Here is a 25,467-nt window from a genome sequence, read left to right on the forward strand (position 1 = left end):
TTCCTCCTGCTATTTGTCGAGATCGCCCTCGATCAGATTCACGGATACCAGGGTGGATACACCCTTTTCCTGCATGGTAATACCATACAGACGGTCTGCCGCCGCCATCGTGCCGCGCCTGTGCGTGATCACAATGAACTGCGTGCTCTTCGTCAGCTTATGTAAATACTTTGCAAAACGTCCGACGTTGGAATCGTCGAGCGCCGCCTCGATCTCGTCGAGCAGACAGAACGGGGACGGCTTTAAGTTCTGGATGGCGAACAACAGTGAAATCGCCGTCAGGGACTTTTCTCCACCGGACATCTGCATCATATTCTGCAGCTTCTTTCCCGGTGGCTGCGCGATAATGCGGATGCCGCACTCCAGAATATCCTCGTCCTCGACCAGTTCGAGCGTTCCTTTTCCACCGCCGAACAGCTCCTTGAATACCTTGTCAAACTCGGTCTGGATCTCCGCGAACTTCTCCAGGAACTGCTTGCGCATGCCGGTATCGAGTTCCTCAATAATGCCGACCAGCGTCTTCTCCGCCTCGACCAGATCGTCATGCTGGGTCTTCAAAAATCCGTAGCGCTCCGAGATCTCCTTGTAATCCTCGATCGCGTTGACATTGACATCGCCCAGCTTGCGGATCTCGTCCTTGATGGACGCGATCATCTTCTTCATCGCCGCAAGATCCGTGTATTCCTCGTTGCGGAGCTCCATCGCTGCATGCAGGGTCAGCTCATACTCCTCCCACATGTAATTGTTCTGATACTCGTGCGCCTCCTCCAGCTTTTCACGCTGGCTGTTCAGACGGAAAATCTCCTTGTCCAGATCGGAGATTTTCTTGGAGATGTCTTCGCGCTTCTGGAAAAATCCCTTGTATTCCGAGGACATTTCTTCCCTGCGCGCCGTGTGCTCCTTCAGTGCCTGCTCCAGCTGCTCGGAATTGTCCTTTGACGCCAGGATCGTCTTTTTGATCTCCTCAATATCGTGGCGCTTCTTCTCCGCATCCGCCTTCGCTTCCTTCGCCTCCGTGACGAATCCCTCGCGCTCTTCCTCGTAACGTCTTATCTCTCCATTCACACGCTCCAGATTCTGCAGAACGAACTCTAACTTCTGGCGCACGGCAGCTTCCTTTAACTGTACATCGGATACTGCCTTCTGGGCTTCTTCCTCTCTGCCCGCATTTTCATCCAGAATCTTCTGGAATCCGGCGCTCTCCTCCTCGATCTGTGCCTCCCGCTCCTTTGCCGACTGCAGTTCCTCTGCAATCTTGTCCTTGTTCTCCGCAATCTCACGGAGCTGGCTCTCAATCTCACGGTTCTCCATCTGTAAGCCTGCAAACACGTTCTCGCTCTCGTTCTTCTGCTCCATCGCGCGCTCCACGTTCATCTTCGCGGTATTCTGCGCAATGTACGCCTCCTGCAGGCTCGCCTTATTGCTCTCGACGTCCTCCGCAAGCAGGCTCTGCGCCGTCTTGATGTCCTCCAGACGGTTTTTAAGCTCTGCAATCTGTTTATCCAGATCTTTTACGTTCTTCTCGAGTTCTTCAATCTCGCGGTTTCTTGCGAGCAGATTGCTGCTGTTCTTAAACGCTCCACCTGTCATTGAACCGCCCGGGCTTAAATATTCTCCCTCCAGCGTCACAATATGTAACGAGTAGCGGTTCTTTTTCGCCAGCTTGATCGCATAGTCGATATTCTCCGTCACGATCACTCTGCCAAGCAGATAAGCGGTCACTCCAGCATATTTTTCCTCCGTCTTCACGAGGGTATTGGCAAGACCGATGACTCCCGGCTCCTTTAAGGCATCCGTGTTTTTAAAGTTGCCCTTGCCGTCCACACTCGTCAGCGGCAGAAACGTCGCCCGTCCGTACCGGTTCTGCTTTAAGTAGGAGATCATCTGTTTTGCCGTCTCCTCGTCCTCGGTCACGATGTTCTGGATATTTCCGCCAAGCGCTGTCTCAATCGCCGTCTCGTACTTTTTGTCCACCTGGATCAGATCGGAAACAACACCAAGGATTCCCGCGTTGCGGCTCTTCTGCTCCATGACGCGGCGGATGCTGTTGCCGTAGCCGTCATAGCGCTCCGCAATATTTTTCAAAGACTCCAGACGGGACTGCTGCTTATGGTACTGTGCAACCGCGCTCTCCAGCTTCTGATTGGCTTCCAGGGACTTGCGCTTCCACTCCCGGTTCTGCTCATCCATCCCGGCAGCGTTTTTCTTCAGTTCTGCGATCGACGCGTTCACCGCATCGAGCTCCTTCTGATAGCTTTCCAGAACGGAGATAAGATCCGCCTCCTCGGTCTTGCGCGCAAGCAGACGCTGCGTCAGCTGCGCCTTGCGGATGTTCACCTGCTCCATCATCGTGTCGTAGCGCTGCTGTCTCGCCTTGACGGATGCCTTGCGGTTCAACAGTTCGATAATCTCATTCTTGCCCTTTTCAATGCCCTCGGTGCAGCGCGCGATCTCCTCCTGAATGTTCCGCAGCTGCTCTGCCGCCGTCTCCTTTTCCGTCGCCGCAGCTGCAAGCTCTGTGTCGAGTTCCTGCTTTTCCGCTTCGTATGTACCGCGCGACTCGATGCGCTCCTGCTTTTCCCGATCGATCGAGTCCAGACGGCTCTTTAAATGCTCATCGGTCATCTCCGCCGTGTGGATCTGCTCATTTAAGACATTGATCTGTCCTTCCAGCTTTCCCTTGGTCACGGTGGACTGGCTCATCTCCTCACGAATGGATGCAATCTTGTCATCCATGGAAGCCATGTCCTGTTCCAGCTTCTCGTATTCACTCTTGATATTCTCGTAAGACTGGCTGGCTTCCTTCGATTCCTCGTCCGCGATGTGATATTTTCCTTCCACTTCCTTAAGCTGCGCCTCAATGCGCTCCACTTCCAGAAGGAACATATTCACATCATATTCTTTTAATTCTTCTTTTTTCTTCAGGTAGATGCGGGCTTTCTCCGCCTGACGCTCCAACGGCCCGACCTGGCGCTCCAGCTCGGCTAAAATATCATTCACACGAACCAGATTCTCGCGCTCATTCTCCAGCTTTTTCTGTGCTGTCGCCTTGCGCTTTTTATATTTTACAATGCCGGCCGCCTCGTCGAACAGCTCTCTGCGCTCCTCCGGCTTACCGCTTAAGATGCGCTCGATCTGTCCCTGTCCGATGATGGAGTACCCCTCCTTGCCGATACCGGTGTCGTAAAAAAGCTCCGTCACATCCTTGAGTCTGCACGGACTTCCGTTGATCAGATACTCGCTCTCGCCGGAGCGGTACACACGTCTGGCCACGGTGACTTCCTCAAAATCAATGGCAAGCTGATGATCCGAATTGTCCATGGTAATCGCCACATAGGCATAACTTAACGGCTTGCGGTTCTCCGTACCCGCGAAGATGACGTCCTGCATGCTGGCGCCGCGAAGCTGCTTGGCACTCTGCTCTCCGAGCACCCAGCGCACAGCGTCCGCGACATTACTTTTTCCACTGCCGTTCGGTCCGACAATTCCCGTAATTCCGTTATGAAAATCAAATACGATCTTGTTCGCAAATGATTTGAATCCCTGCACTTCAATGCTCTTAAGATACATATAAACCTCTCTCTTTCATCCAGAGCAATGCCTGATATGCCGCCTCCTGCTCCGCTGCCTTCTTGGTATGTCCGCTTCCCTCGCCGATTGTCGTATTCCCGATCACCGCCTCCACCAGGAAACGTTTGTCGTGATCCGGTCCCTCCTCGCCGATGAGTTCATAGTGAAGCGGTTCCTCGTAATGCCCCTGTACCACTTCCTGCAGAATTGTCTTGCTGTCATAGAACAGCTTCTTGTGTTCAATATCCGTCAGAATGAAGCGGTGGATAAAAGCTTTTGCCGGCTCAAAACCGCCGTCCAGATAGATCGCACCGATCACGGCTTCCAGCGCATCCGAAAGAATCGACTTGCGTCCTCTTCCGCCGGTCAGATTCTCCCCCTTGCCCAGATACAGATACTTTCCAAGGTCAATCTCCCTGGTGCACAGCGCAAGCGTCGGCTCACAGACGATGCTCGCGCGCAGCTTTGTCAGATCGCCCTCCGGGAGATCTGTATGCTCCTTGTAGAGGAACTCACTCGACACGACCTCTAAGACCGCGTCTCCCAAAAACTCCAGCCTCTCATTATCCGAAAGCTTCTTCATGTGCTTCTCATTCGCAAAGGAACTGTGTGTCAGCGCCTGCTGCAACAGTCTCTGCTCGTTAAACTCATAACCAATCACTTGTTCCAGTTCTGTCAGTTTTGACATTTCATTATCCTCCTCGTCTCTTTCGGAGGTCTTTTCTTGCCCTACAGCCTTTGTATAGAGTAAGAAAAAGCCTCAAAATCTCTGTGCCCCGCGGCAACGCCGCCATGCGGGTTCCTCTTATCAACAAAAGCCCTTGCTTTCCGGACAAGGGCTTTATGACACATCATCAAATTGTCTCTTATGAGTTTAAAGCATTCTTGATCTCTTCTACTGCATCTGATACGGTCACAATATGTTCTGCGTCTTCATTTGCAATCTCAATGTCAAATTCCTCTTCAATCCCCATAATGATCTGAAAAATATCGAGGGAATCTGCTCCGAGATCATCTACGAATGTGGTCTCCATCGTGATCTCCTCTTCATCCACATTCAAAACCTCTGCAATGATTTTTTTCAGCTTTTCAAATTCCATAACCTACATTCCTTCCTGTTCCGCAGAACTTACTATATTTTTCCTGATCTTTCCATTGATGTCCTCTTCTTTGAACGTCACACACTGAAAAATAGAATTCGTAATCTCTTTTGCTTTTGCACTTCCGTGCGTCTTGACCACAAGACCATTCAGTCCCAGAAGCGGTGCACCGCCGTACTGTGTTGCATCGAAAGTCTTTAACGTAGACTTTAATGCCGGCAATGCAAGTGCTGCACCAATTTTACTCTTCAACGTGCTCATCATGCCTTTCTTGATGGCACCGATTAACGTACTGCTGAGTCCTTCGTACAGCTTTAAGATGACATTTCCAACGAAAGCCTCGCAGACAATCACGTCCGCCTCTCCCTTTGGAATCTCTCTCGCCTCAATGCTTCCCACAAAATTGATGTCTTCACACGCCTTCAGCAGAGGAAATGTCTCCTTCACAAGAGCATTGCCCTTCTCCTCCTCTGCGCCGATATTGACAATCGCCACTCTCGGCTTCTTCACTCCGAGAACATTCTCCATATAAATGGAACCCATCTTCGCAAACTGCACCAGATGCGAAGCTCTCGCATCCACATTCGCTCCACAGTCAATCAGAAGAGAGACTCCCTTCTCCGTCGGAATCAAAGGTGCAAGCGGCGGTCTCTCAATGCCTTTGATGCGGCCGACAATCACCTGTCCGCCGACTAAGATCGCACCGGAACTTCCCGCTGACACAAATGCGTCTGCTTCCTTCTGCTTTACCATATTCATTCCAATGACAATGGATGACTGCTTCTTCCTGCGGATTGCATTCACCGGCGGCTCTGCAGTCTCTATCACCTCTTCTGCATGTACCACCTGAATCTGATCTTCGGGGTACGTATACTTTGCCAGTTCTTCCCGAACGACATCCTCCTGTCCTACCAGGAGCACCTGAATATCCGACCGTGCGTTCACGGCATCCACTGCGCCCTTGACCGGCTCCGCCGGTGCGTAGTCTCCGCCCATCGCATCCAATACGATTCTTGTCCTCACAGCCCCGCTGCTCTGCTGCATACTCCATCTCCCATCTGTCCTGCCGGAGTCTAGTTCTCCACGCCTACTAATGAATATACTATAACTCTTTCTATAAATCAACAATAAAAAATACGCTTATTTCTAATTGAAAAATTCCTGATTTCGTTCCTGCTCCGCCTCCAGATCTTCCGCCGACATATACTTGCGGAAAATGCGCTCCAGGATAAAATTCGCCACCAGGATGTAGACTGCCGGAAGCAGTATCATAAGCCACGGAAGCATCCACAAGCCAAAGGCGCTCGCTGCCAGAAGCACCAGAAGAAGCAGCGACCACGGAAGATTCGCCACCGCAATCAGCGCCGCGTTCTTAAACGACTGCCCCAGACTGTTCTCAAAGCGTGCCATGTAGGCAAACAGATATACCGCCAGCATCACGACAAGCACAATCAGTACCAGGAAAACCACATACAGCACGCCGCTCTTTTGTCCCTGCGCAGCAAACTGATACATAATATAGCAGTCCAGTCCCAGAAACAGAACCACTCCTGTCAGAATCAGCGCTGCGAGCGCCGCCTGCTTAAAGTTGCTCTTAAACGCATGCCAGTATTCCTTCCACAGATAGCTTCTTCCGTGCCGGATTACCTTATTGACCGCATAATAGAGCGCCGTCGTTGCCGGTCCCGCCAGAAACGATGTCAGCCAGCACAGAATCCATCCGAATACTGATGCGCTCTGCCATGCCAGGAAAAATGTCGTTGCCATCGGGATGCAGCAGAACACCCACAGCACGCTTAGGATCACACAGTCAACCACCTTACTGAGTCCCTGAAAAAACTTATTATCCAAATTAAAAAAATCACCCATATGAATCCTTCTTTCTGTCTCCTATGTTTCTCCTGTTATTTTCTCATAACATGACACGATCGCCCGAAGCGGGACGCCCCAGTCACGCTCGCCTCCGGCGTCCTGTGAACATCCGAATATCATGCTGACCAGCTTTCCGTTTTCATCAAAAACCGCCGATCCGGAATCCCCGTCGGTAATCGCCATGCGCACTTCCGTCTCCTTCTCTCCCCGTCCCCACAGGAATTCCGTCTCTTTCCGAAGAAGACTTCCCGTCAGCATGTGGAGCACATTGCCTTCCTGTCCGATGCGCACGATTCCGACCGGCAACTCTGCATTGCCAAGTTCTTCCCAACTCGCAAGATCATACGCCACCGTCTTTAGCTTTTCCTGCACTTTCTTTGGAATCGCCGTCCGGTCAACCGCCACGACGCCCACATCATAAACATCGTCGGTACCCGCTTTGCTTCCCGTAACGCAGGTTCCATCATAAAAATACACATCCCAGTCGTCGTACTTTGCTATGACATGGCGGTTCGTACACAGATACACCGTATCTTCCGTCATTTCCATAATAAAACCGGAACCCGCGGTATGTCCTCCCTCCGGCGTCCCGTGATAAATCTGTACCACCGACGGCAATGCCTGCTCCAACACCGCTTCCATAGTGTCTTCCGCACCGTCCGTCTCCACCCCGGTTCCTTCACTGCTCTGTACCGCTTGTTCCGTTCCCGTCCCGGTCTGCCCGCTGCCCGGTGCCATTTGTTCTGTTTCCGCTCCAGTCTGTCCGCTGTCTTGCGGCATCTGTTCCGTGCTCTGCGGTATCTGCTCCGTTGTCCTGCTCTCTTCCCCGGCAGCATCCTGTGTCTGTTCTGCACAGCCTCCCAGTCCCAGTAAAAGCCCTATACCCCAAAGCGTCAGCACTGCCTTCATCCTGCATCTATGCACTCTACGCATTTCTTCTTCAATCCGTTTCCACCAGTTTTTCTCTTGTACCATATTCATTTATTATAGCTTTCCATAACGCCCCGGTCAAGGAACAAAAGGCGCAGCACAAAGTGTTTTCCTATAAAGAAAAAACAGCCGCGTCTCCGCGGCTGTTTTTCCCTAAAGAATCATTTTAGTAATTGTACTCGGATGCATACTCACCATACATTGTGGTCTCGTCTGCATTGTAGTTGTTGATGTCAACAACGCTTCCGTTCTCAATCTTAAATACATTCCAGATGGTACCTGCCTGATTCAGAGGTACATTGTACTCTTTCACAAGAACAGATCCCTGGTATACCTTTACGTTTGCGCCAGACTCAGACATCTTTGTGGATGTAGCGTCATAACGATCTGTAAAGTCTTTTACAGAGTAATAGTAAGTAGCATCTGTACGTGCATTTACGATGGTTACCGTCTCCGGTCCGTAGGAGCTTACATCATCCACATCCAGGGATGCGATCACGTTACCGTCCGTATCTCTCTCTACCTTATTGTAGTAAGCGATGTGGAATACAGAGTTGGCATCATCTAATCCAACCAGGTGGGAATCGAGATCTCTCGGTGTCTCACCCCAGGTAAGAACGATTCTGAATTCTGTGCTGGTAACCTCGCTTGTGCTGGTCGGGCTTAATACGCCTTCGCATGCACCAATTGCATTGGAGCTTGCTACGTTTACAAAAGTGGATACGAATCCGTCTCTTGCGAACTCAAGGGTGTAGTAACCTCTCTCAAGAGAGAAGCTGTAATTGCCGTCTGCATCTGTGGTGGTCGTAGCGATCACATCACCGGACTGATTGTTCCAGTTCGCACGTACATTTACGGTTACACCTTCAATACCAAGACCTGTGGTTGCATTCTTTGCAACGCCTGCAACGGTATTCACACCGCTCATATCAGAGCTCAACAGCTGGAATGTTGGCAATGTGAAGCTTCCATTGTCAGCGTTGATGCTGATGGAGTTCACTGTCAAGGTTAAGTAACCAACAGCTGCTGCCTGAACGGAGTATACACCCGGTACGAATTCCGGAATCTCATAGTAACCGTTTGCGTCTGTGGTAATCTCATAGTAACCATCGCCTACAACCAGACCATTCTCCGGCTCCTCTGTCTCCTCTGTAGACTCTGTTGCCTCCGTAGACTCTGTTGTCTCTGTAGCTTCTGTAGACTCTGTTGTCTCTGTGGCTTCTGTAGACTCTGTTGTCTCTGTAGCTTCTGTAGACTCTGTTGTCTCTGTAGTTTCTGTGGACTCTGTCGTCTCAGCCGTTGTCTCAACAGACTCTGTAGCTGCTTCTGCTTCCTCTGCTGTTGCATTGAAGCTTGTCAGTCTGAATGTAACTGTTGCGCCTGCAACCGGTGCACCTGTCTCCGGGTTTGTCAGACGACCGTTTGTTCTGATCGGTGCTGTGTTGGTAGAAGTATTGTTGCCGTTGTCAGCGCTTCCTGTATTAGAAGATCCGCTGTAAGAAGACTCTGTGTAGCTGGATGTTGCTACTACAGCTGCGCTCGCATCTCTTCCCTCTGCTCTACCGAACTTTAAGTAATGCTTGTAAAGCGCAAGCACATCGTAACCGAATGCTGCCTTTAAGTCCGGATATCTGTCTGCGTATGCTCTTGCATCAAAGGTGCCGAAAGAATTTCTTCCCTCATTAAAGCCGTATTTGATGTAGTGATTCACATATGCATCCCAGTTATCGCCGAATGCCGCATCCAGATCCGGGTATGCTGCTCTGTATTTCTGTACGTCGATAAGTGCTGTGCTTGTTCTGCCCTCGCTCTTACCAAATGTCTTATAATGCTTGTACAATGCTGTCTGATTCGTACCGAATGCATCCTTGAGATCGCTGTAGGTCTCAGAATAATACTGTGCATCAAATACATCTCTCAATGTTGCTGCAGATACGGTTGCCGTACCTCCGAATGTCAACACACCTGCAAGAACAAGTGCTGTAATTCTGCGAGCCATTCCGCTTCTCTTTGCGGAGCGCTTCGTTTCTGTCTCGTTCAATTCCTTCTTCACTAACATTTCCTCCTTGTTGTTGTGACGTTACATGTATCATTGTAAATATCTGGAACAAAAAAAGTAACCACTTTTTAACAATTTGTTAACACTTTTTTTCAATACCAGAACAGAGTATACGGAGTTTCCATGAGAACCAAGTGTGCGCTTGCCGCACACTTGCGCGCCCTCGCGGTATGCAAAGCATTATTTACCTCACCGCGAGGTGTGCATCCCCGCGGAGCGTTTTTGTGTAATAGGAACGGAGTTTCCTATTACACAAAAAAGAGACCCGGCAGATCCGGATCTCCTCTGTACCGCTGGAATTAGTCCTGCGGAATGATTTCTTTTTTGTTGTAAGAGCCACAGTTCTTGCATACTCTGTGAGGCATCATCAGCTCTCCACACTTGCTGCATTTTACTAATGCAGGAGCAGTCATTTTCCAGTTTGCTCTTCTTTTATCTCTTCTTCCTTTGGAAGATTTATTCTTCGGACAAATAGACATTTACTTACACCTCCTTAAATTTGTTAAAGACATCTTGGATTGCTGCCATTCTTGGATCCAGTTCTGTTCTCTGGCAATCGCAGTTCCCCTTATTCAGGTTCATTCCGCACACCTTGCAAATTCCTTTGCAATCTTCTCTGCACAGAACTTTCATCGGCCAGTTCACCAAAATCTCTCCATAGATAAGCTTATCTATATCCAGATTTAATCCAATCAGGTAGTCTGTTTCTTCCATTTCATCATCCACAACTTCCGTTCCGTCCATGCGGAGCTTCTTGTCGATGACAATGTGGATGTCCGTCGGAACTTCCGTAAGACATCTGCTGCACGGGATTGATACTGTAAGATCCGTCTCCCCGCTCAAAAGCAGCTCACTGCCCTCGCGGTTCGCAATCCTGAGATCAAACGGCGCGCTCTTCGTGATCGGGAACTCACCAAGCCTCGATACAAACGTATCCTGCTCGATATGAACCTTCTCGGTAACTTCTCTGTTCTCACAAGATACAATCTCTGAAATATCAATCTGCATGGTTTACTCCTTCGCCTCATACATATGAGGTTTTCACACCTAACCAATTATACATAGGCGTCCCTGGTTTGTCAATCACTTTTTTGCTTTTTTGTCAAGGAATTTCCCTTGACAGCAAAAACTATTTTACAAGCGCTACAGTCTCTCTTGCAATCGCAAGCTCCTCGTTGGTCGGGATCACGCATACCTTTACCTTGGAATCCGCGGTAGAGATGATCGCCTCGTCGCCGTGGGTTGCATCGTTCACTGCCTGATTTACCGTCACGCCGAGATAACCGAGATAAGACATTACCTTCTCACGAACCAGGTTCACGTTCTCACCGATACCCGCGGTAAATGCGATGGCATCTACGCCGTTCATTGCTGCGACATAGGAGCCGATGTATTTTGCCACACGATAGCTGAATACCTCGATCGCATTGGTTGCAAGCTCGTTGCCTGCCTCGTGTCCTGCCTGCAGGTCACGGAAGTCAGAGGAGAGACCGGACATTCCCTGTACGCCGGACTTCTTATTTAATACATTCATGATACCTTCGATATCAAGATTCTCTTTCTTTGCGATGAATTCCATGATCGCCGGATCAATATCACCGGAACGTGTTCCCATGACAAGTCCCTCAAGCGGTGTCAGACCCATGGAGGTATCTACGCACTCGCCGTTTAATACGGCACTGATGGATGCGCCGTTGCCGAGATGTGCCACGATGATCTTGGAATTTTTAAGATCCATACCAAGGAACTCTGCGGTACGCTTAGATACAAAGCTGTGGCTTGTTCCGTGGAAACCGTATCTTCTGACCTTGTATTTCTCATAATACTCATGAGGCAGACCATAGAGATATGCTTTCTTCGGCATTGTCTGATGGAAAGCGGTATCGAATACGCCAACCATCGGTACGTTCGGCATCAGCTCCTTGCAGGCATCGATACCGATCAGGTTTGCCGGGTTGTGAAGCGGTGCAAGATCGTTGCACTCCTCGATTGTCTTTAATACTTCCGGTGTCAGAAGTGTAGATGCTGCGAACTTCTCTCCACCGTGTACGACACGATGTCCGACAGCATCAATCTCGGAGAGACTTGCGATTGCGCCGGTCTTCGGATTCACCAGTGCATCTAAAACCATCTGGATTGCCTGCTTGTGTGTCGGCATTGCAGCTTCTGTAATCTCTTTGTCCAGTCCGGTCTTCTGGTATACCAGTCTTCCGTCGATTCCGATTCTCTCACAGAGACCTTTTGCCAGTACCGCTTCGCTCTCAGAATCGATGAGCTGATATTTTAATGAAGAGCTTCCACAGTTGATAACTAATACGTTCATAATATCCTCCTTGTTTTGCGAAGCAAAATCCGAGCCCTCTGGCGAGGAGAGGATCTGCCTCCTTGTTTTGCAAAGGTCTGTCTCTCACAGACCGCATATAGTTTTAGTATACGCTTGTCACGCCCGCGAAACAAGCCAGTAATTGCCAGTTTCTTTGTACAAAATGAAAAACAGCCTGACAAAAATTTAACAGTCACACCCCGCTTTCGTGTTCGTCAACCCGCACCGCGTGCACCACAAACCGCAGCCCGTCACCCGAGCAGGTGGACAGTGTCAGAACCTTGTCATCCTTTCCCACCGCAACGCCCGTATCCTTGTAGGAAGACTTAAGCAGCTCTGTGAGGAACCCGTCAAAAGTCTCATCCGGCAGATACCCGGTCGTATAGACGTCCGAATCTTCCGGGACATCACTGTACGCAAAAATCTGGTAGCGGTAGGCTGCATCCTCCGTAAACACGGTAAAATACGCATTTTTTTCATAAAAGCCGTCGTTTTTATATTGTTTCAGCGAACCGAACATGCTTCCGTTTTTCATGTTGTGCCCGTACAGAATCGTGTGGCAGTCGTTAAAATCGGGGACATTGTTCCCCTCCATAAAAATGCAGCCGGATTTCGACGCATTTCCATAGAGATCGGTATGCAGGTAGGTCTCGTCATCCCCGGAATACAGAGTGGGATAATTGATCTGCTCTATATTGTCAAAATAAATCCAGCCGGTCACATCCGGATTTGCTTCCTTTAGCGTCTCAAAATCCACCTGCAATGCCTCATACCATGCCGGCAGCTCCTCTCCCTCCTCCGCCGGATCATCCGAAGATGTCCCCGGCTGTCCGGTCACATAAGCCTCGCGCAGCGCCTCGTAGGTATCGTCCGCCCGCTTGTACGCGAGCAGCGCCGGGATCAGTTCATAAAGGGCTGCCGCAATCAGCAAAAGTCCTGCCGCAATCAGAAGAATCGCTCCAATGTTTCTGTTTCTCTTCACGTGAAATGCTCCTTTTTCTTTTTTTCTATTTCACAGTATGCTATGATAGCTACAGTTTTTATTACATTGCAGTACGGGAGGATCCGCCATGAACGTCATTGGCATTATCGCAGAATACAACCCATTCCACAACGGGCACGCCTATCAGATCGCGCATGTCAGAAAAAATCTTCACGCCGACTATATCGTTGTCGCCACAAGCGGCGACTATGTACAGCGCGGAGAGCCCGCCCTTCTGGACAAATACACCCGTGCCCGCATGGCGCTCTCCTCGGGTGCAGATGTCGTGCTCGAGCTTCCCGTACTCTGGTCCACCGCTTCCGCAGAGCTTTTCGCGGACGCCGGAATCTCCCTCTTTGAGAAAACGGGCTGCGTAAACGGCATCTGTTTTGGCGCTGAGAGCGGCGACCTTGCCCTCCTTCGCCGCATTGCGGACGTTCTCGCGGATGAACCGGCGGATTTAAAGGCTTCCCTGAAGCACAACCTAAAATCCGGCAGTACATTCCCAAAGGCAAGGGAAGCTGCCCTGCTCTCGTATTTTTCCGGCTCCGCCGGTCAGGATGGCGCCCTGCCCGTATCCGCAGAGGCGCTCTCCTCCCTGCTCGCCTCCCCGAACAACATACTGGCTCTGGAATACTTAAAAGCGCTGCGCCGCCGCGCGTCTTCGATCACGCCCTATCTGCTAAAGCGGGAAGGCGCCGCGTACCACGAAACATCCATCCGCTCCGGCGCCTCCGAAGTCCCGGCCTCCGCATCCGCGATCCGGCATACACTCTTCGCCGGTGGCGCCGGAGCATCCGAAGATTCTGCCGACGGGATTCTGCATCATGCCATGCCGCAGGAGGCACTGTCCATCCTGCAGGACTACCGGGCAGATTTTCCGCTGCTGTGCGCCGATGACTTTTCCAGCATTCTGGGTTATCTGCTGTTAAGCAGTTCTGCCTCACAACTCGCCCGGACCGCCGATTCCTCCCCGGAATTTGCCAACCGCATGCGAAACCAGCTTCCTTATTATACCTCTTTTTCCTCCTTCGCGTCACGGTTAAAAAGCAAAGAAATGACTCTCACGCGCATTAACCGCATTTTGCTGCACTCCATCCTTGGCATTACTTCTTCCGATTACGCATGCGGCAATGCCCTGGATAAAATTCCCTATCTACGCATTCTCGGCTTTCGGAAAAGCGCCGCTCCCCTGCTTGCCGCACTAAAAGCCTCTGCTGCAGTTCCGCTTATCACACGGCCGTCGCAGGCGCCAAAGCTTTTGTCCCCGGATGCCATGCAGGTGTTTGAGCACGATGTATTTGCCGGGAATCTCTATCTGCAGATGCGCAATCAAAAAGGCGGCACGCCTCTGCGCGCCGCCCGCATGCAGGAGCATGACGTTCCCCCCGCCTCCGAATATCAGCGGCAGATCGTCATCCTGCCATAGTGCAGTCTCATTTTTTTGTCTTTTTTCCAAATACGGCGGCGGACAGCAGTGCTACCAGCGGGACCGTACACACGATACCCACGCTTCCCGCAATGCACTGGATAATCTCGATCGCCACAAAGTCCGTATTCATCAGCTGCTGAAAGCTGACGTCATAGGAGTAGATCATCAACATCATGTTCAGCGATGTCCCGGCGACTGCCAGGATTAGCGTGTTCGCCATGGTTCCCATCGCGTCTCTTCCGATATTCATCCCGGAGGCAAACAGCTTCGCCATGCCAAGCGACCGATCCACCTGATGGATCTCCGCCACCGCGGAACAGATACTCATCGCCACATCCATCACGGCTCCCATACACGAAATCAGAATACCGCACAAAAACAGATCCCGGATCTTCAGTTCCGTGGTGCTTGTGATCAGAAGCAGTGTCTCCGCCTCATCCATCTGGTAAGTCGTAATCGACATGGCATTCTGCGCGATCAGTGCAAACACTGCTCCCGCAAGCACACCCAGCATGCTTCCGATTGCCGCCACAACCGTCTTGGTCGAGATGCCGTCTATCAGGAAGAAACTGACAAAATTGCAGACCAGAATGAGCAGGATAGTGACCGCCAGCGGCGAGTAACCCTTCAGCGCAAGCGGCAGTAAAATCCAGAGGATACATACCACGGTAAACGCCAGCCCCGCCACAGATTTTGCACCTTTTTTCCCTCCGATCAATACGAGAAGCAGCACAAACGCCACGATGCAGCCAATCATCTGCGGAACGCGGTAATAATTGTAGACCGAGACCTGATATTCGTCCTCCCCCGTCGTGTCGATGCGGATGGAGATTTTATCCCCCTCCGCCACCCTGACGTTGTACAGGGAGCTGAAATAATTTTCCACAATAGCCGTGTCGCCCTTGTAACGTCCGGTAAGGATCTCTACCTCCAGCGTCATACTTCCCCGCCAGATTCCGTCCATCTCCTCATCCACCGTCTTGTGATCCTCCACAACCCGCAGGACTCTTCCGACCTCATAGTCCGTCCCCGCCATGTTGCTGCTCCTATAAACCGGTCTGTCTTTATTCGCGAACCAGATCAGTCCGCAAAAAGCAACGGCAGCCAGTGCCAGAAGCACCAGGCTGCGTATCTTGCTCTTTTTGAAATTCATGTTTTAACCACCCTTATTTCAAAAATATCCTTTTTTTGCGTGCTGCCGCTGCAAGCAGAACCATACCTGCAAGAAGCATCATCACTGCTACTGCAAGCGGAGTGTCATCCCCCGTCTGCACTGCAGGCATCTGATCCAGCACCACCACATAATCGGATGCATGTACAAAGGTAAGCTCCACATTTCCGTTTGCATCTACTTTTCCGGAAGATGCCAGTTCCAGCCGTCCCTTTGCTTCATTGTAATAATATAACTTTGCATACATGCCCGCATACTGTGTTCCCACCGGCAGCGTCATCACTGCGGTAAAACCGAATGCGCCGTCATGGTTTAAGCTGATCTGGAAATAATCTCTTCCCGCCGCGGTCTGTCTCGCAAGCGCATCCGGCACGGCATGGCTGTTGATCGTCACGCCAAAGTCCATATCCGGAACCGTATCCGATGTCACGTTTCTTCCGTCAATCGTCCACACGATTCCATTTGCCAGCCTAAATACCAGACGTACATCCCTTCCGCGCACTGCCGCAATGACATCTCCCGGCACAGAAACACCGTCTGCAAGGAGAACCGTGACTGTGCTGCCGGCGGATGCCGCTGTCACTCTGTTTCTGACCGGATCCCAGTCATTCTGCGAAGCAACCGTCACCGCATCTGTCGTCTGTCCGTCCGATACAGTCACGCTGCCGCTTACACTTCCTCCATTTCCATTTCCGTCCGCGCTGTCAGTTCCGCTGTCTGACGAACCTGTATCTCCCGGTGTCTCCGTATCCGGTGTCTCGGTATTGCCCGGCGTCTCCGTGTCATCCGGCATCTCCCCGGACGTCACTTCCACGATCTCATCGCAGTTTCTTACACGCAGACAGGTCACTGCCTCGTCCGAGGTTCCCTCCGGATGTGCATAGACCACGCCGACCGCCGACACGCGTTTTCCTGTCGACACAACCGATGCGAGTTCATTCTTTCCTGTCGTTGCCGATAAGATATATCCGTCGATGAAAATATTGGCATTGACGCCGCTGCCGTCATCCAGCCAGAACTGTGATACGCCGGTGCCCGCCGCATCATAGAGTACATCCGTTACCGTTCCCTCCACCTGTACCAGCTTACCGCCGGACTTTTCATAGTCCATGGCGTCTTTTGCCGACAGTTTCTCCGGTGCAATCACCTTCGGCTCCTCGTCCAGAATCCGGCTGCTTATCACCTTAAGCTCTTTATCGCCCTGGTAGGCGTCCACATATCCGGTAATCTCCACCTTGGTTCCGATGGCAAGTCCGCTCTCCGCATACGGGAAAATATCAATTCCCGCGGTGTCGTCCTGGATATAGATCGTATCAAAGAAGGTGTTGCCCTCCACGGCTGTTCCTGCGGTCACATAGCCTTCCACGCGGTAGACATCGCCCGCCGTACCGTTCTTACGCACTTCCGCAATCGTAGACAGCGGAAGCTCCACTTTCACTTCATCTAAAATATTTTCTGCAATCGTGCGGTTTAAGTATGGCAGATCCCAGATATTGTCCAGCTCCGCCTTCACCTCAAAGTCGGAAATAAATACGGTTCCCGCAACAAAGACATTTGCACCGCTTCCCAGTGTCTCATGTGCGAGTGCTACCATATTGCCTTTTTCCACATACGTCGGGCTTCCGGTAACTCTGTTTCCCGCATCATCCTTGCAGTCGATCGAATACGTTGTATCATATCCGCTCACAAGCGCTTCCGCACGTCCGGCTGTCACCGCATCCGCATCCAGCGCCACGGTACATCCGCTGTACGCACTGTACTCCTGCTCCTCGCTTGCGCCGCGCAGATATCTGGAATCCTTGTTGTAGGTTCCTTTCAGATATAAGCGGTACGGCTGTCCGCCGTTGTTCGTCTCATCGTACGCCTCGTCGCTGTTTAATCTGGTCGATGCCCCGATCGCAGCCAAAAGCTTATTCATCTCTGTCGCTGTCTGTCCCGAAGTAGAATCCTGATAATCGGCAATACCGCAGGTAATCAGCGTACCGCCATTGTCGGTATAGTCTTTTACCATCTGGATAAAGCTGTCTTCAAAATGCGACACGGTGTAATCTCCGGCATTTGCTGTCCCGGATTTCTTCGCCGGTGCCGAGATCACAAGCAACGCACAGTTTGCAAGCATCTCCGGCGTAATCTCGTCTGTGACCACTTCCACCTTGACGTTCTTTGCTCCCGCAATCGCCGTAAAGTTTCCGACGTTACCGCCATAGTAACCGGTCACATAATCGTTGTAATGGGTTCCGTCGATGATAACCTTTGTCACCATCTCCGGTGTCGCGTAGCTTAATTTTAAGACGCTCTTGTATACCTTCTGCACGCCGTTCATCGTCGCATGCACAACTGCTGTCATCTCCATGCTGCCGACGCCGTCATAGGTATAGTCAAAGCTGTAGCTTCCCGTGCTCATGGATGCGACGCTTCCCAATCCTGCTGCGGCAAGATCCGCCTCATGTACGGTCTCTCCGCCCACCTCAAACGTTATGGAATCAATCGCGAGCTCGCTGTTTTCATTATTATAGAGTCCAAGGTTCACCGTCAGCGGCTCTCCCCTTACCGGAAGCACCTCGTCCGTGGAAAAGCTGTCAATTCCTGCCGCCTCCACAGAGCCTACCCATACCGGTGCCGTCACGGCGATATCACTGTCCGCTTCCACAACCTTAATATAGTAATAGGAATAATCATTTTTCACATCAAAGGTGACCGTCTCCTCGTTTCCGGAAACATTTTTCTCGGCAAGCACCAGTCCTCCGTTTGTGATGACCTGTACTTTACCGATGGACGCATCCGTCGGATCACTTAAGTCAACGGAAAGATGTACGGTATCTCCGGTCGCTCCATCCTCTAAAATGGAACCCATGATGTAGCCGTCCAGCGTGTAATAGATGCTGAGGTCGTTATCCTCTGTCGCATACACGCGGTAATTGCGCATGGCATCGTAAATATTTTCCTGCGTCAGGCTGTCCACAAGGACAACGGAACGCGCCGTGTTTGCATCGCCCCACAAGCCCTTATGGTTATCCTGGTTGTTGGTCGGAGCAAGATGCCAGCCCTTGTCCAGCGCGCGCTGGTAATACTCGTAGGACGGGAAGTAACCCGAACTTCCGATCGCACCCTCGCCGTTTCCGACCTCGATCGTCGTAATCAGCTTGTCGATCTCCTCGTCATAGTATGCGAAATCGCTGAAATCACCGAACGTCGTTCCCGGGTGGTTAAACTGGCTGATGGAATCCGGCTGTGTCTTTAAGGTCGCGTAATAATTCTGCAATGCCGTGCTGTAAGTCTTGTACTCATTCTGGGTACGGCTCTGGAAGCCTTCGGTGTTAAACGTATTGATGTGTCCAAGTCCGTTCGACCAGGTCATCTCAAACCCATAGATGCACACAAATCCACTTGTCGTATACTGCGTGGCAAGCGCATGGCCTTCCTTCCATTCCTCACTCATCGAGCCGTCCGAGATGGACGCGCTGTCCGCATTGTCAAACGAGTTGGAGTGATCTGTCACCGCAACAAAATCCAGATTGTCAACGTTCGTTGCATGCTGGTATGCATCCTCACAGCTTCCCGCACCATCCGAATAGGAAGTGTGGGAATGTAACTGTCCAAAGTAAATCTGATATTTTTCGTTTGTGCGCTCGGTAAAGGAAAGTGTGAGCACACTGCTGTCCAGGTAACCGTCTTTGACGGCTTTCACCTTATAGGTAACCGGAAGCTCTGTCAGGGCGAGCTTTTCGGTATAATCCTGCCAGGTTGCACCGTCGTCCGCGGAATACTGAATCGTCGCACCCTCGGTCTCACAGGTGAGGTTCACCGCGGTATTTTTCACCACGCTGCCGCCGTTCGGCGTTGCTTTTACCGTTGCCACCTGTGCCTGCTGATAAGAGAATGTACGGCGGATGCTGTCCTTATAGCCGTCCTTTGTCGCATAGGCAGTCACAACTGCCGGAAGGTCTGCAAGCTTTGGCTTCGCCGACGCATCATAGATCTGCTCCGCGCCGCCGTTTACACTGTAATGGATTGTTACACCCTCCGTGGCGCTTGTCAGTGTCAATTCACTGCCCACAGCTACCACGCCGCTCTGCGGTTCTGCTGCCACATATCCGCAGAGATCTGAGGCGATCAGCGGATTGCCTGTCACTGTCACCGTGTCCATACGGATCACTCCGCCCGCTGCCGGTGCCTTATCTCCCTTGGCAGAAAGGCTGCCCGGGACCATGCGGATGTAGAGACGGTCTGCATTCGCCGCCTCGTTCGGAATATCAAACGTGAACGAAATATAGTTTGCCGGCGCAAGGCTTGTCTTTGCCACACCGTCGGTAATTTTCTCCGCGGCGCTCACTTCCTGCGGCTCACCGCCCACGTATTTCGTGTACTTATAAGCATAGGTTCCTGTGGAAAGGTTTTTAAAATCCACACCGTCCGTAGAATACTGCATCTGGAAGGAACCTGCTCCGGTGTTGCTTGCGCGAAGCCGGAATGCGAGCACCATGTTGGCATAGCCCGTTGTCGGCATCACAAACTGCGCATAATCATTGCTTCCGCTTCCAATGCCCTTTCCTCCCATATAATAGGAAGTCGAACCGGTGGAAGTGCTTGTGGCCTCGGTATACGGTGCCACTGCCGTTCCATTTACCACCGCCGAATATATAGCATCCGCATCCAGCAGATCATTTGCATTGAGAGAATCTCCTGCAATTCCGGTATCTGCCGTCACACCTGCCGTCTTGTAATCTGCCGTTCCGGACCACTGTGCCACGTTTTCCGTGACGGACTCGTCCGCACGGATATGAACCGACGGTGTTCCCTCATCGATCAGATAAAAATAGAATACATACGCCGCATCCGAAGATGATTTGTAGCTGTATGTCGTAAAACCGCTGTAATATTCCAGATACTGTTCTGTGGTATTATTATATTTTGCGTTGGCATTGATCACATAGTATCCGCCGTTCTCATTTGCCTTCTGCAGCTTCCAGAGACTGTAATCTCCCGCCGCGTCCGCAAACGTCACGGAGCTGCCCGTTGCGCCGGACGTCAGATATTTTCCACCGCATGTAAACGTATAATAGCCGTTTTCATCCACGGAAACCGTAAGTTCTGCCGCATCTTCCGGAATGGCAAGCGCACCATCCGCCGCAGTCGCTGACACGCCCTTTAACTTCTTGCCGCTTGCGGTCTGGGAGAGCACGCTTCCGGTTCCGTTGTTCTCGTAATAGAGGGCGACAATATTTCCGTCCGAAAGTGTGGTGGCAAGTGCTGCCTCCTTGCTCTTTGCACCCTGTTTTACCGTGTAGGCAAATTCTGCCGTCTCACTCGTCTCATAACCTTCGAGTTCGGCTGTCGCGTAGATCGTCACATCTTCCTCGATCACAAGCGCTTCGGTGTATGTCTTGTCTGCACTGTCCAGATCGGTATGGTATGTGATCGTTGCTCCCTCCGTCGCACAGGAGAGCTCCACCTTCGTACCGGCTTCCACATCTCCCGGCTCCACGGAAGCTTTGACTTTGGAACAGACCGTTCCGTCTGTCGCCGCCTCGCCCTGTGTTCCGGTGACTACAATGTTGTTGATGCTGGTCACACCGTTCGTGCCGACTGTACTCTGGTTCACACTTGTATTTCCCTGCATTGTCACACGCAGTGTAAACGCTTTTCCGGACAGTGCCGCCGGGAGTACCGTCTGCTGATACACCGGGGCAAGATCCGTACTTAAGGTCACATCCGTTCCGCTGATCTTTGTCCAGCTTGCTCCGTCAATGGAATATTCCAGTGCAAAGTTGGCAGGACCGGTTCCGCTGGAGCGCATGTCTGCAGAAAATTTTAAATCTGTGTAACCTGCAGCATTGACCGCAACCGTAAAGCCCGCTCCCTCGCTCCATCCTTTTGCTGCGATTCCCTTGCTGAATCCGCTGTAAGATGCTCCGCTTACGTCAAGCGTTCCGCTGCCCGCTGTCGCTGCTGTCGGAAGTCCCGCTTCCGGTGCCGCCGTATAACTGAAGGCCGCAAGGCTTTCTGCACCCGCCGTCTGGATGAGCGCCGTATTCTGGTCTGCCCCAGACTCCGTATTCTGTACCGCATCCGCCTGCGCTGCACCATCTGTCTGCGCTGCATCCGTCTGCACTGCACCCTCTGCCTGCGCTGCGTCCGTCTGACCGGCGTTCCCTGTCTGCGCCGCACTTTCTTGATTTATTGTGTTCTGTGCACCTTCCGTGCTGTCTGCTCCGCTCTCCTCTGCCGGTGACGGATTTTCCGCCGCTTCACTTCCGGCCGCTGTCTGCACCTCTGCTGCCATAGCAGTAACAAAAGACGCATCTCCTGCTACTGTCGAAAACACCATGCAGACTGCGAAGAAAAGCGCACATAAGTTTTTCCAATGATTCTTTTTCTTCATTTTCACAACTATCCTCTCATTTTCTTGTATGTAAAATAAACTGTAACGTTTATGAATCTTCTCTTCTACCCTTGTCCGGTAAAGCCTTGTAAAAAAAGTGTAAAAAAGAATCTCGCTTGCGAGATTCTCCGCGCGCGAGCGGTTCGCAAAGCGATATTTTCCCTACCGCGAGCTGCGCATCCTCGCGGAGCGTTTTTTATTTCATAGGAAGGTTCTACTTTCACACATGAATGTATCACGGTATTTCCTATGAAATAAAAAAGGGCTGATGCACCCTGCATACATCAGCCCTCTTTGGCTCTTCCTAGTGATGGAACAGACGGATTCCCGTAAATGCCATCACCATATGATATTTATTGCAAGTCTCAATCACATGATCGTCGCGGATGGAACCGCCCGGCTGTGCCACATACGCAACGCCGCTTCTGTGTGCGCGCTCGATGTTGTCGCCAAACGGGAAGAACGCATCCGATCCAAGAGATACCTCTGTGTTCTTATCCAGCCATGCCCGCTTCTCCTCTGCGGTAAACACAGGCGGCTTTTCTGTAAAAATATTCTGCCATGCGCCTTCTGCCAGCACATCCATGTAATCCTCGCCAATATAGAGGTCAATGGCGTTGTCCCGGTCTGCACGTTTGATGCCCGGCTTAAACGGAAGGGAAAGTACCTGCGGCGACTGACGCAGCCACCAGTTGTCCGCCTTGGAACCGGCAAGTCTCGTGCAGTGGATTCTGGACTGCTGCCCCGCTCCGATACCGATCGCCTGACCGCCCTTGACATAGCACACGGAATTGGACTGCGTGTATTTTAAAGTGATCATCGCAATGGCAAGATCTCTCTTCGCCGCCTCCGGAATCTCCTTGTTCTCCGTCACAATATTGTCGAAGAAATGTTCATCGATCACCAGCTCATTTCTTCCCTGCTCAAATGTGATTCCGAACACTTCCTTATGCTCGATCGGTGCCGGCACATAATCCGGATCGATCTCAATGACATTGTAATTGCCGTTTTTCTTCGCTTTTAAAATCTCAAGTGCCTCATCGGTGTAACCCGGGGCAATGACGCCGTCCGATACCTCCCGCTTGATGACAAGCGCTGTCTCCTTGTCGCAGACATCCGAAAGAGAGATAAAATCACCGAACGAGGACATGCGGTCTGCGCCGCGCGCACGAATATAGGCATTTGCAAGCGGTGTAAACTCCACATCCATGTCATCCACCCAGTAGATCTTGCGCTCCACCTCGGAAAGCGGAAGTCCGACTGCCGCGCCCGCCGGCGACACATGCTTAAAGGAGGTCGCTGCCGGAAGACCGGTTGCCTTTTTTAACTCGGACACGAGCTGCCAGCCGTTGAATGCATCCAGAAAATTGATATAACCCGGTCTGCCACAAAGCACCTTGATCGGCAGTTCGCCGTTCTCCATATAGATTCTGGACGGCTTCTGGTTCGGGTTGCAGCCATATTTTAATTCTAATTCTTTCATGATCCTATTCTCCTCACACGTTCTTGTTGATGATTCTCGTCTCGTATTTTCCGTTCTCAATCTCAATGTAACGCACAAACAAAGATACTTTATTGTCTGCGTTTAAGTTCTCCCAGACCGTGTTTGTGAAGGTGTCGATGTCTCCCTCGATGCCGACAAGCTTCGGCTCTCCCTCAAAACTCGGCAGCGGATTGCCGTCTCCCATGTATGTATGGATAAAATGTCCCTCGCCGGCCACCGGATTCTGGTATGCAAACGTATAGCGGTTGCAGGCGTCCGGATTGCCGTTGTTACTCTTTAAAATAGACATCGCGTAGTTGTAGGTATTGTTCTCGATGTGCATGATACCGGAAATCCGCGGTGTATAGTTCGGTGCGTCCGGCTCAAACTCTCTGGTGCGCAGCGCCTGCTCGAATGTCTGCTGCTTGTCCATCAGTTCGTAAATCGTATCGGTCTGATCGCCGTTTGTCACGATCGTCTTGTTGCCAAGCACGCGGACCGGTGCATAAATGATGAGACTCGGATCTGTCAGCTTGGACGGATCAAATGCCTGTGTGCGGATTCCTTCACCATCCTCCACAAAGACCCTGTTGCGGCTGTTCTCGCTTCTTCCCATGATAAAGTATGCGGTTACCGCATATTTTCCATCCCCGGATCTGCCAATCACAATTCCTCTTCCCGGATATGTATTGGACGAAAGTTCCTTCGCAAGTGACATCATCTTCATGATTTTCCTCCTTCACATCACACATTGCTACATTGATTGCCTTCTTCCATCTTATCATGCGGATTTTCTTTTTACAAGGAATGCGCTGTCATTAGTATCATGAATTTATTTACTGAATTCTATTAGTTTTACTTATCTATATCGCGAAGCGCCTGCATCAGAAGCCCGGCGCGGTTCTTCCACCTGTGCCGCTTTTCTGCCATCCGATATCCCCGCTCCGCCAGCTCTGCCATCCGCACCGGATCCTCAAGCAGGCTTACCACCTGATCCGGAAGCTGTTGTAACGCCCTCAGGGAGTAAAAGCAGATATTTTCTCCGTCCCGGCACTCTTCCCGCAGATACCGGCTGTCGTCCGTGAGCGCCGCCGTTCCCTGCAGCATCGCCGTAAAGACGCGGTCATGTGCTCCGTCTTTAAACCAGGGCATCACGTTTAACGCGATCCTGGCGTCACGCATCGCCTGCACACACGCCGCCGAGTTCACTTTTCCGCCACTCGTCCGCACGTTCTGCGGCTTTTTGCAGTGAATTTTCTCCCAGTCTGCTCCGAATACCCGCACTATGATACCGGCATCCGCGAGCGTCTGCACTACTTTTTCCCGGAAATAGCTGCGGACAAACAGATCAATCCAGATCATCCCGGACATCGCTGCGCAAAGCTGCTCTTCCGGCACTGCCCCAAGCTCGTTGCGGATGTGCCGCTCCATAACCGCATCTACAGACTGCGCGGGATCCGCGATCAGATCTTCCGTGATCCGCCGGTAAAAGATCCGATAATCGTCATCCAGCGCCTTTACTTTTTCCTCCAGCATCTCCATCGACACATAGTTGGCCGCAAATACAAGGTCAAAGGTTCTCTGCCCATACAGCACAGGCTCTGGCACATCCGCTCTGTGCGTTCCGTGTTCCCCGTCTCCATGCGAAAAAAGAAGTTCATTGCCCGCCAGCGGCAGGAACTCCACCTTCACCCCCGGGTAAAAACGCCTCACATAGCCGACGTGCTCTCTGTCCACACAGAATACCCGCATCCGCTCCCCGGCTTCCTTCAGACAGCTGTGATAGTAGAGCGGATGATCCACCAAGATATTTAAGACGGGAAGGTTCTCCTCCTGCCAGATACTGCGTCCGCTCTCCGCCTGAAACACAGCCTCCCCGCGCAGCCCGATGAAATTAAAGGTGACAAGTGCCGTCTCTTCCCGGTCCAGAAAATGCAGCATTACATCCATCGACTCATACATCCGCTCATAGTCGATAAAGCAGGTCTCATACCCGTTCCTCTCCAGTTCTCGTGCAATCTGTTCGGAAAAATATCCCAGCGTCTCCACCGCATTTTTTATGAAAATGATTTTTCTGATCTCTGCCATTCTGTGCTTCCTCTGTCCGGATAAAGGAAAAACAACCTCCCTGAATCATCCTTTCGGATTCTGTCTGATCAGAGA

At 51.4% G+C, this 25,467-nt stretch carries 17 protein-coding genes; 1 reads left to right on the forward strand and 16 read right to left on the reverse strand.

The features are described 5' to 3' along the window. Positions 1 to 9: 9 nt before the first annotated feature. From smc to srtB, 11 genes are all read right to left on the reverse strand, one after another. A complete protein-coding gene (smc, locus tag RHOM_RS09610) occupies positions 10 to 3,570 on the reverse strand; it encodes a chromosome segregation protein SMC (RefSeq protein WP_014080114.1) in 3,561 nt (1,186 codons plus the stop codon). Beyond that, positions 3,560 to 4,258 (reverse strand): ribonuclease III, encoded by a 699-nt coding sequence (gene rnc, locus RHOM_RS09615; RefSeq protein ID WP_014080115.1) that lies wholly within the window; start codon positions 4,256 to 4,258, stop codon positions 3,560 to 3,562. The genes smc and rnc overlap by 11 nt, the downstream gene beginning before the upstream one ends. Positions 4,259 to 4,436: 178 nt before the next feature. Continuing rightward, positions 4,437 to 4,670, reverse strand: a complete 234-nt coding sequence (gene acpP, locus RHOM_RS09620; RefSeq protein WP_014080117.1) for an acyl carrier protein — start codon at positions 4,668 to 4,670, stop codon at positions 4,437 to 4,439. 3 nt (positions 4,671 to 4,673) lie between these two features. Next, positions 4,674 to 5,714 carry a phosphate acyltransferase PlsX gene (gene plsX / locus RHOM_RS09625; protein ID WP_014080118.1) on the reverse strand — a complete coding sequence of 347 codons (1,041 nt, stop codon included), beginning with the start codon at positions 5,712 to 5,714 and terminating at the stop codon, positions 4,674 to 4,676. Between the two features lie 102 nt (positions 5,715 to 5,816). Further along, entirely contained in the window at positions 5,817 to 6,539 is a 723-nt protein-coding gene (locus tag RHOM_RS09630; RefSeq protein ID WP_014080119.1) for a YesL family protein, read from the reverse strand. A gap of 21 nt (positions 6,540 to 6,560) precedes the next feature. Further along, positions 6,561 to 7,523, reverse strand: a complete 963-nt coding sequence (locus RHOM_RS09635; RefSeq protein WP_014080120.1) for a S1 family peptidase — start codon at positions 7,521 to 7,523, stop codon at positions 6,561 to 6,563. A gap of 115 nt (positions 7,524 to 7,638) precedes the next feature. Then, positions 7,639 to 9,525, reverse strand: a complete 1,887-nt coding sequence (locus RHOM_RS09640) for a carboxypeptidase regulatory-like domain-containing protein (protein WP_014080121.1) — start codon at positions 9,523 to 9,525, stop codon at positions 7,639 to 7,641. Positions 9,526 to 9,830: 305 nt separating this feature from the next. Next, complete coding sequence (gene rpmF / locus RHOM_RS09645; RefSeq protein WP_006858546.1) at positions 9,831 to 10,010, reverse strand: 50S ribosomal protein L32; 180 nt, start codon at positions 10,008 to 10,010, stop codon at positions 9,831 to 9,833. 4 nt (positions 10,011 to 10,014) lie between these two features. Next, positions 10,015 to 10,539 carry a YceD family protein gene (locus tag RHOM_RS09650; RefSeq protein ID WP_014080122.1) on the reverse strand — a complete coding sequence of 175 codons (525 nt, stop codon included), beginning with the start codon at positions 10,537 to 10,539 and terminating at the stop codon, positions 10,015 to 10,017. A gap of 121 nt (positions 10,540 to 10,660) precedes the next feature. Further along, positions 10,661 to 11,854 (reverse strand): acetate kinase, encoded by a 1,194-nt coding sequence (locus tag RHOM_RS09655; protein ID WP_014080123.1) that lies wholly within the window; start codon positions 11,852 to 11,854, stop codon positions 10,661 to 10,663. A 193-nt stretch (positions 11,855 to 12,047) separates the two neighbouring features. Next, positions 12,048 to 12,836, reverse strand: a complete 789-nt coding sequence (gene srtB, locus RHOM_RS09660) for a class B sortase (RefSeq protein WP_014080124.1) — start codon at positions 12,834 to 12,836, stop codon at positions 12,048 to 12,050. Between the two features lie 88 nt (positions 12,837 to 12,924). Here srtB and RHOM_RS09665 point away from each other — a divergent pair, with 88 nt between their 5' ends. Next, complete coding sequence (locus RHOM_RS09665; RefSeq protein WP_014080125.1) at positions 12,925 to 14,265, forward strand: tRNA(Met) cytidine acetate ligase; 1,341 nt, start codon at positions 12,925 to 12,927, stop codon at positions 14,263 to 14,265. A 7-nt stretch (positions 14,266 to 14,272) separates the two neighbouring features. Here the strand turns inward: RHOM_RS09665 and RHOM_RS09670 are convergent, their stop codons facing one another. The 5 genes from RHOM_RS09670 to RHOM_RS09695 form a co-directional block, all read right to left on the reverse strand. Next, a complete protein-coding gene (locus RHOM_RS09670) occupies positions 14,273 to 15,421 on the reverse strand; it encodes a YibE/F family protein (protein ID WP_014080126.1) in 1,149 nt (382 codons plus the stop codon). 13 nt (positions 15,422 to 15,434) lie between these two features. Beyond that, entirely contained in the window at positions 15,435 to 21,821 is a 6,387-nt protein-coding gene (locus tag RHOM_RS16540) for a CehA/McbA family metallohydrolase (protein WP_014080127.1), read from the reverse strand. A 304-nt stretch (positions 21,822 to 22,125) separates the two neighbouring features. After that, positions 22,126 to 23,304 carry a phosphoribosylaminoimidazolecarboxamide formyltransferase gene (locus RHOM_RS09685; RefSeq protein ID WP_014080129.1) on the reverse strand — a complete coding sequence of 393 codons (1,179 nt, stop codon included), beginning with the start codon at positions 23,302 to 23,304 and terminating at the stop codon, positions 22,126 to 22,128. A 13-nt stretch (positions 23,305 to 23,317) separates the two neighbouring features. Further along, complete coding sequence (locus RHOM_RS09690) at positions 23,318 to 24,031, reverse strand: IMP cyclohydrolase (RefSeq protein WP_014080130.1); 714 nt, start codon at positions 24,029 to 24,031, stop codon at positions 23,318 to 23,320. A 128-nt stretch (positions 24,032 to 24,159) separates the two neighbouring features. Beyond that, complete coding sequence (locus tag RHOM_RS09695) at positions 24,160 to 25,392, reverse strand: glycosyltransferase family protein (protein WP_014080131.1); 1,233 nt, start codon at positions 25,390 to 25,392, stop codon at positions 24,160 to 24,162. Positions 25,393 to 25,467 lie beyond the last annotated feature (75 nt).

Source organism: Roseburia hominis A2-183, from assembly GCF_000225345.1.
Taxonomy (GTDB): Bacteria; Bacillota; Clostridia; order Lachnospirales; family Lachnospiraceae; genus Roseburia; species Roseburia hominis.

Excerpts from the sequence above, each read along its gene's own strand:
- RHOM_RS09690 (WP_014080130.1), bottom strand. The coding sequence starts at position 24,031 with ATGAAGATGATGTCACTTGCGAAGGAACTTTCGTCCAATACATATCCG.
- acpP (WP_014080117.1), bottom strand. The coding sequence starts at position 4,670 with ATGGAATTTGAAAAGCTGAAAAAAATCATTGCAGAGGTTTTGAATGTG.
- RHOM_RS16540 (WP_014080127.1), bottom strand. The coding sequence starts at position 21,821 with ATGAAGAAAAAGAATCATTGGAAAAACTTATGTGCGCTTTTCTTCGCA.
- RHOM_RS09685 (WP_014080129.1), bottom strand. The coding sequence starts at position 23,304 with ATGAAAGAATTAGAATTAAAATATGGCTGCAACCCGAACCAGAAGCCG.
- RHOM_RS09665 (WP_014080125.1), top strand. The coding sequence starts at position 12,925 with ATGAACGTCATTGGCATTATCGCAGAATACAACCCATTCCACAACGGG.
- RHOM_RS09650 (WP_014080122.1), bottom strand. The coding sequence starts at position 10,539 with ATGCAGATTGATATTTCAGAGATTGTATCTTGTGAGAACAGAGAAGTT.
- rpmF (WP_006858546.1), bottom strand. The coding sequence starts at position 10,010 with ATGTCTATTTGTCCGAAGAATAAATCTTCCAAAGGAAGAAGAGATAAA.
- plsX (WP_014080118.1), bottom strand. The coding sequence starts at position 5,714 with ATGCAGCAGAGCAGCGGGGCTGTGAGGACAAGAATCGTATTGGATGCG.
- RHOM_RS09655 (WP_014080123.1), bottom strand. The coding sequence starts at position 11,854 with ATGAACGTATTAGTTATCAACTGTGGAAGCTCTTCATTAAAATATCAG.
- RHOM_RS09635 (WP_014080120.1), bottom strand. The coding sequence starts at position 7,523 with ATGAATATGGTACAAGAGAAAAACTGGTGGAAACGGATTGAAGAAGAA.
- rnc (WP_014080115.1), bottom strand. The coding sequence starts at position 4,258 with ATGTCAAAACTGACAGAACTGGAACAAGTGATTGGTTATGAGTTTAAC.
- RHOM_RS09630 (WP_014080119.1), bottom strand. The coding sequence starts at position 6,539 with ATGGGTGATTTTTTTAATTTGGATAATAAGTTTTTTCAGGGACTCAGT.
- RHOM_RS09695 (WP_014080131.1), bottom strand. The coding sequence starts at position 25,392 with ATGGCAGAGATCAGAAAAATCATTTTCATAAAAAATGCGGTGGAGACG.
- RHOM_RS09670 (WP_014080126.1), bottom strand. The coding sequence starts at position 15,421 with ATGAATTTCAAAAAGAGCAAGATACGCAGCCTGGTGCTTCTGGCACTG.
- smc (WP_014080114.1), bottom strand. The coding sequence starts at position 3,570 with ATGTATCTTAAGAGCATTGAAGTGCAGGGATTCAAATCATTTGCGAAC.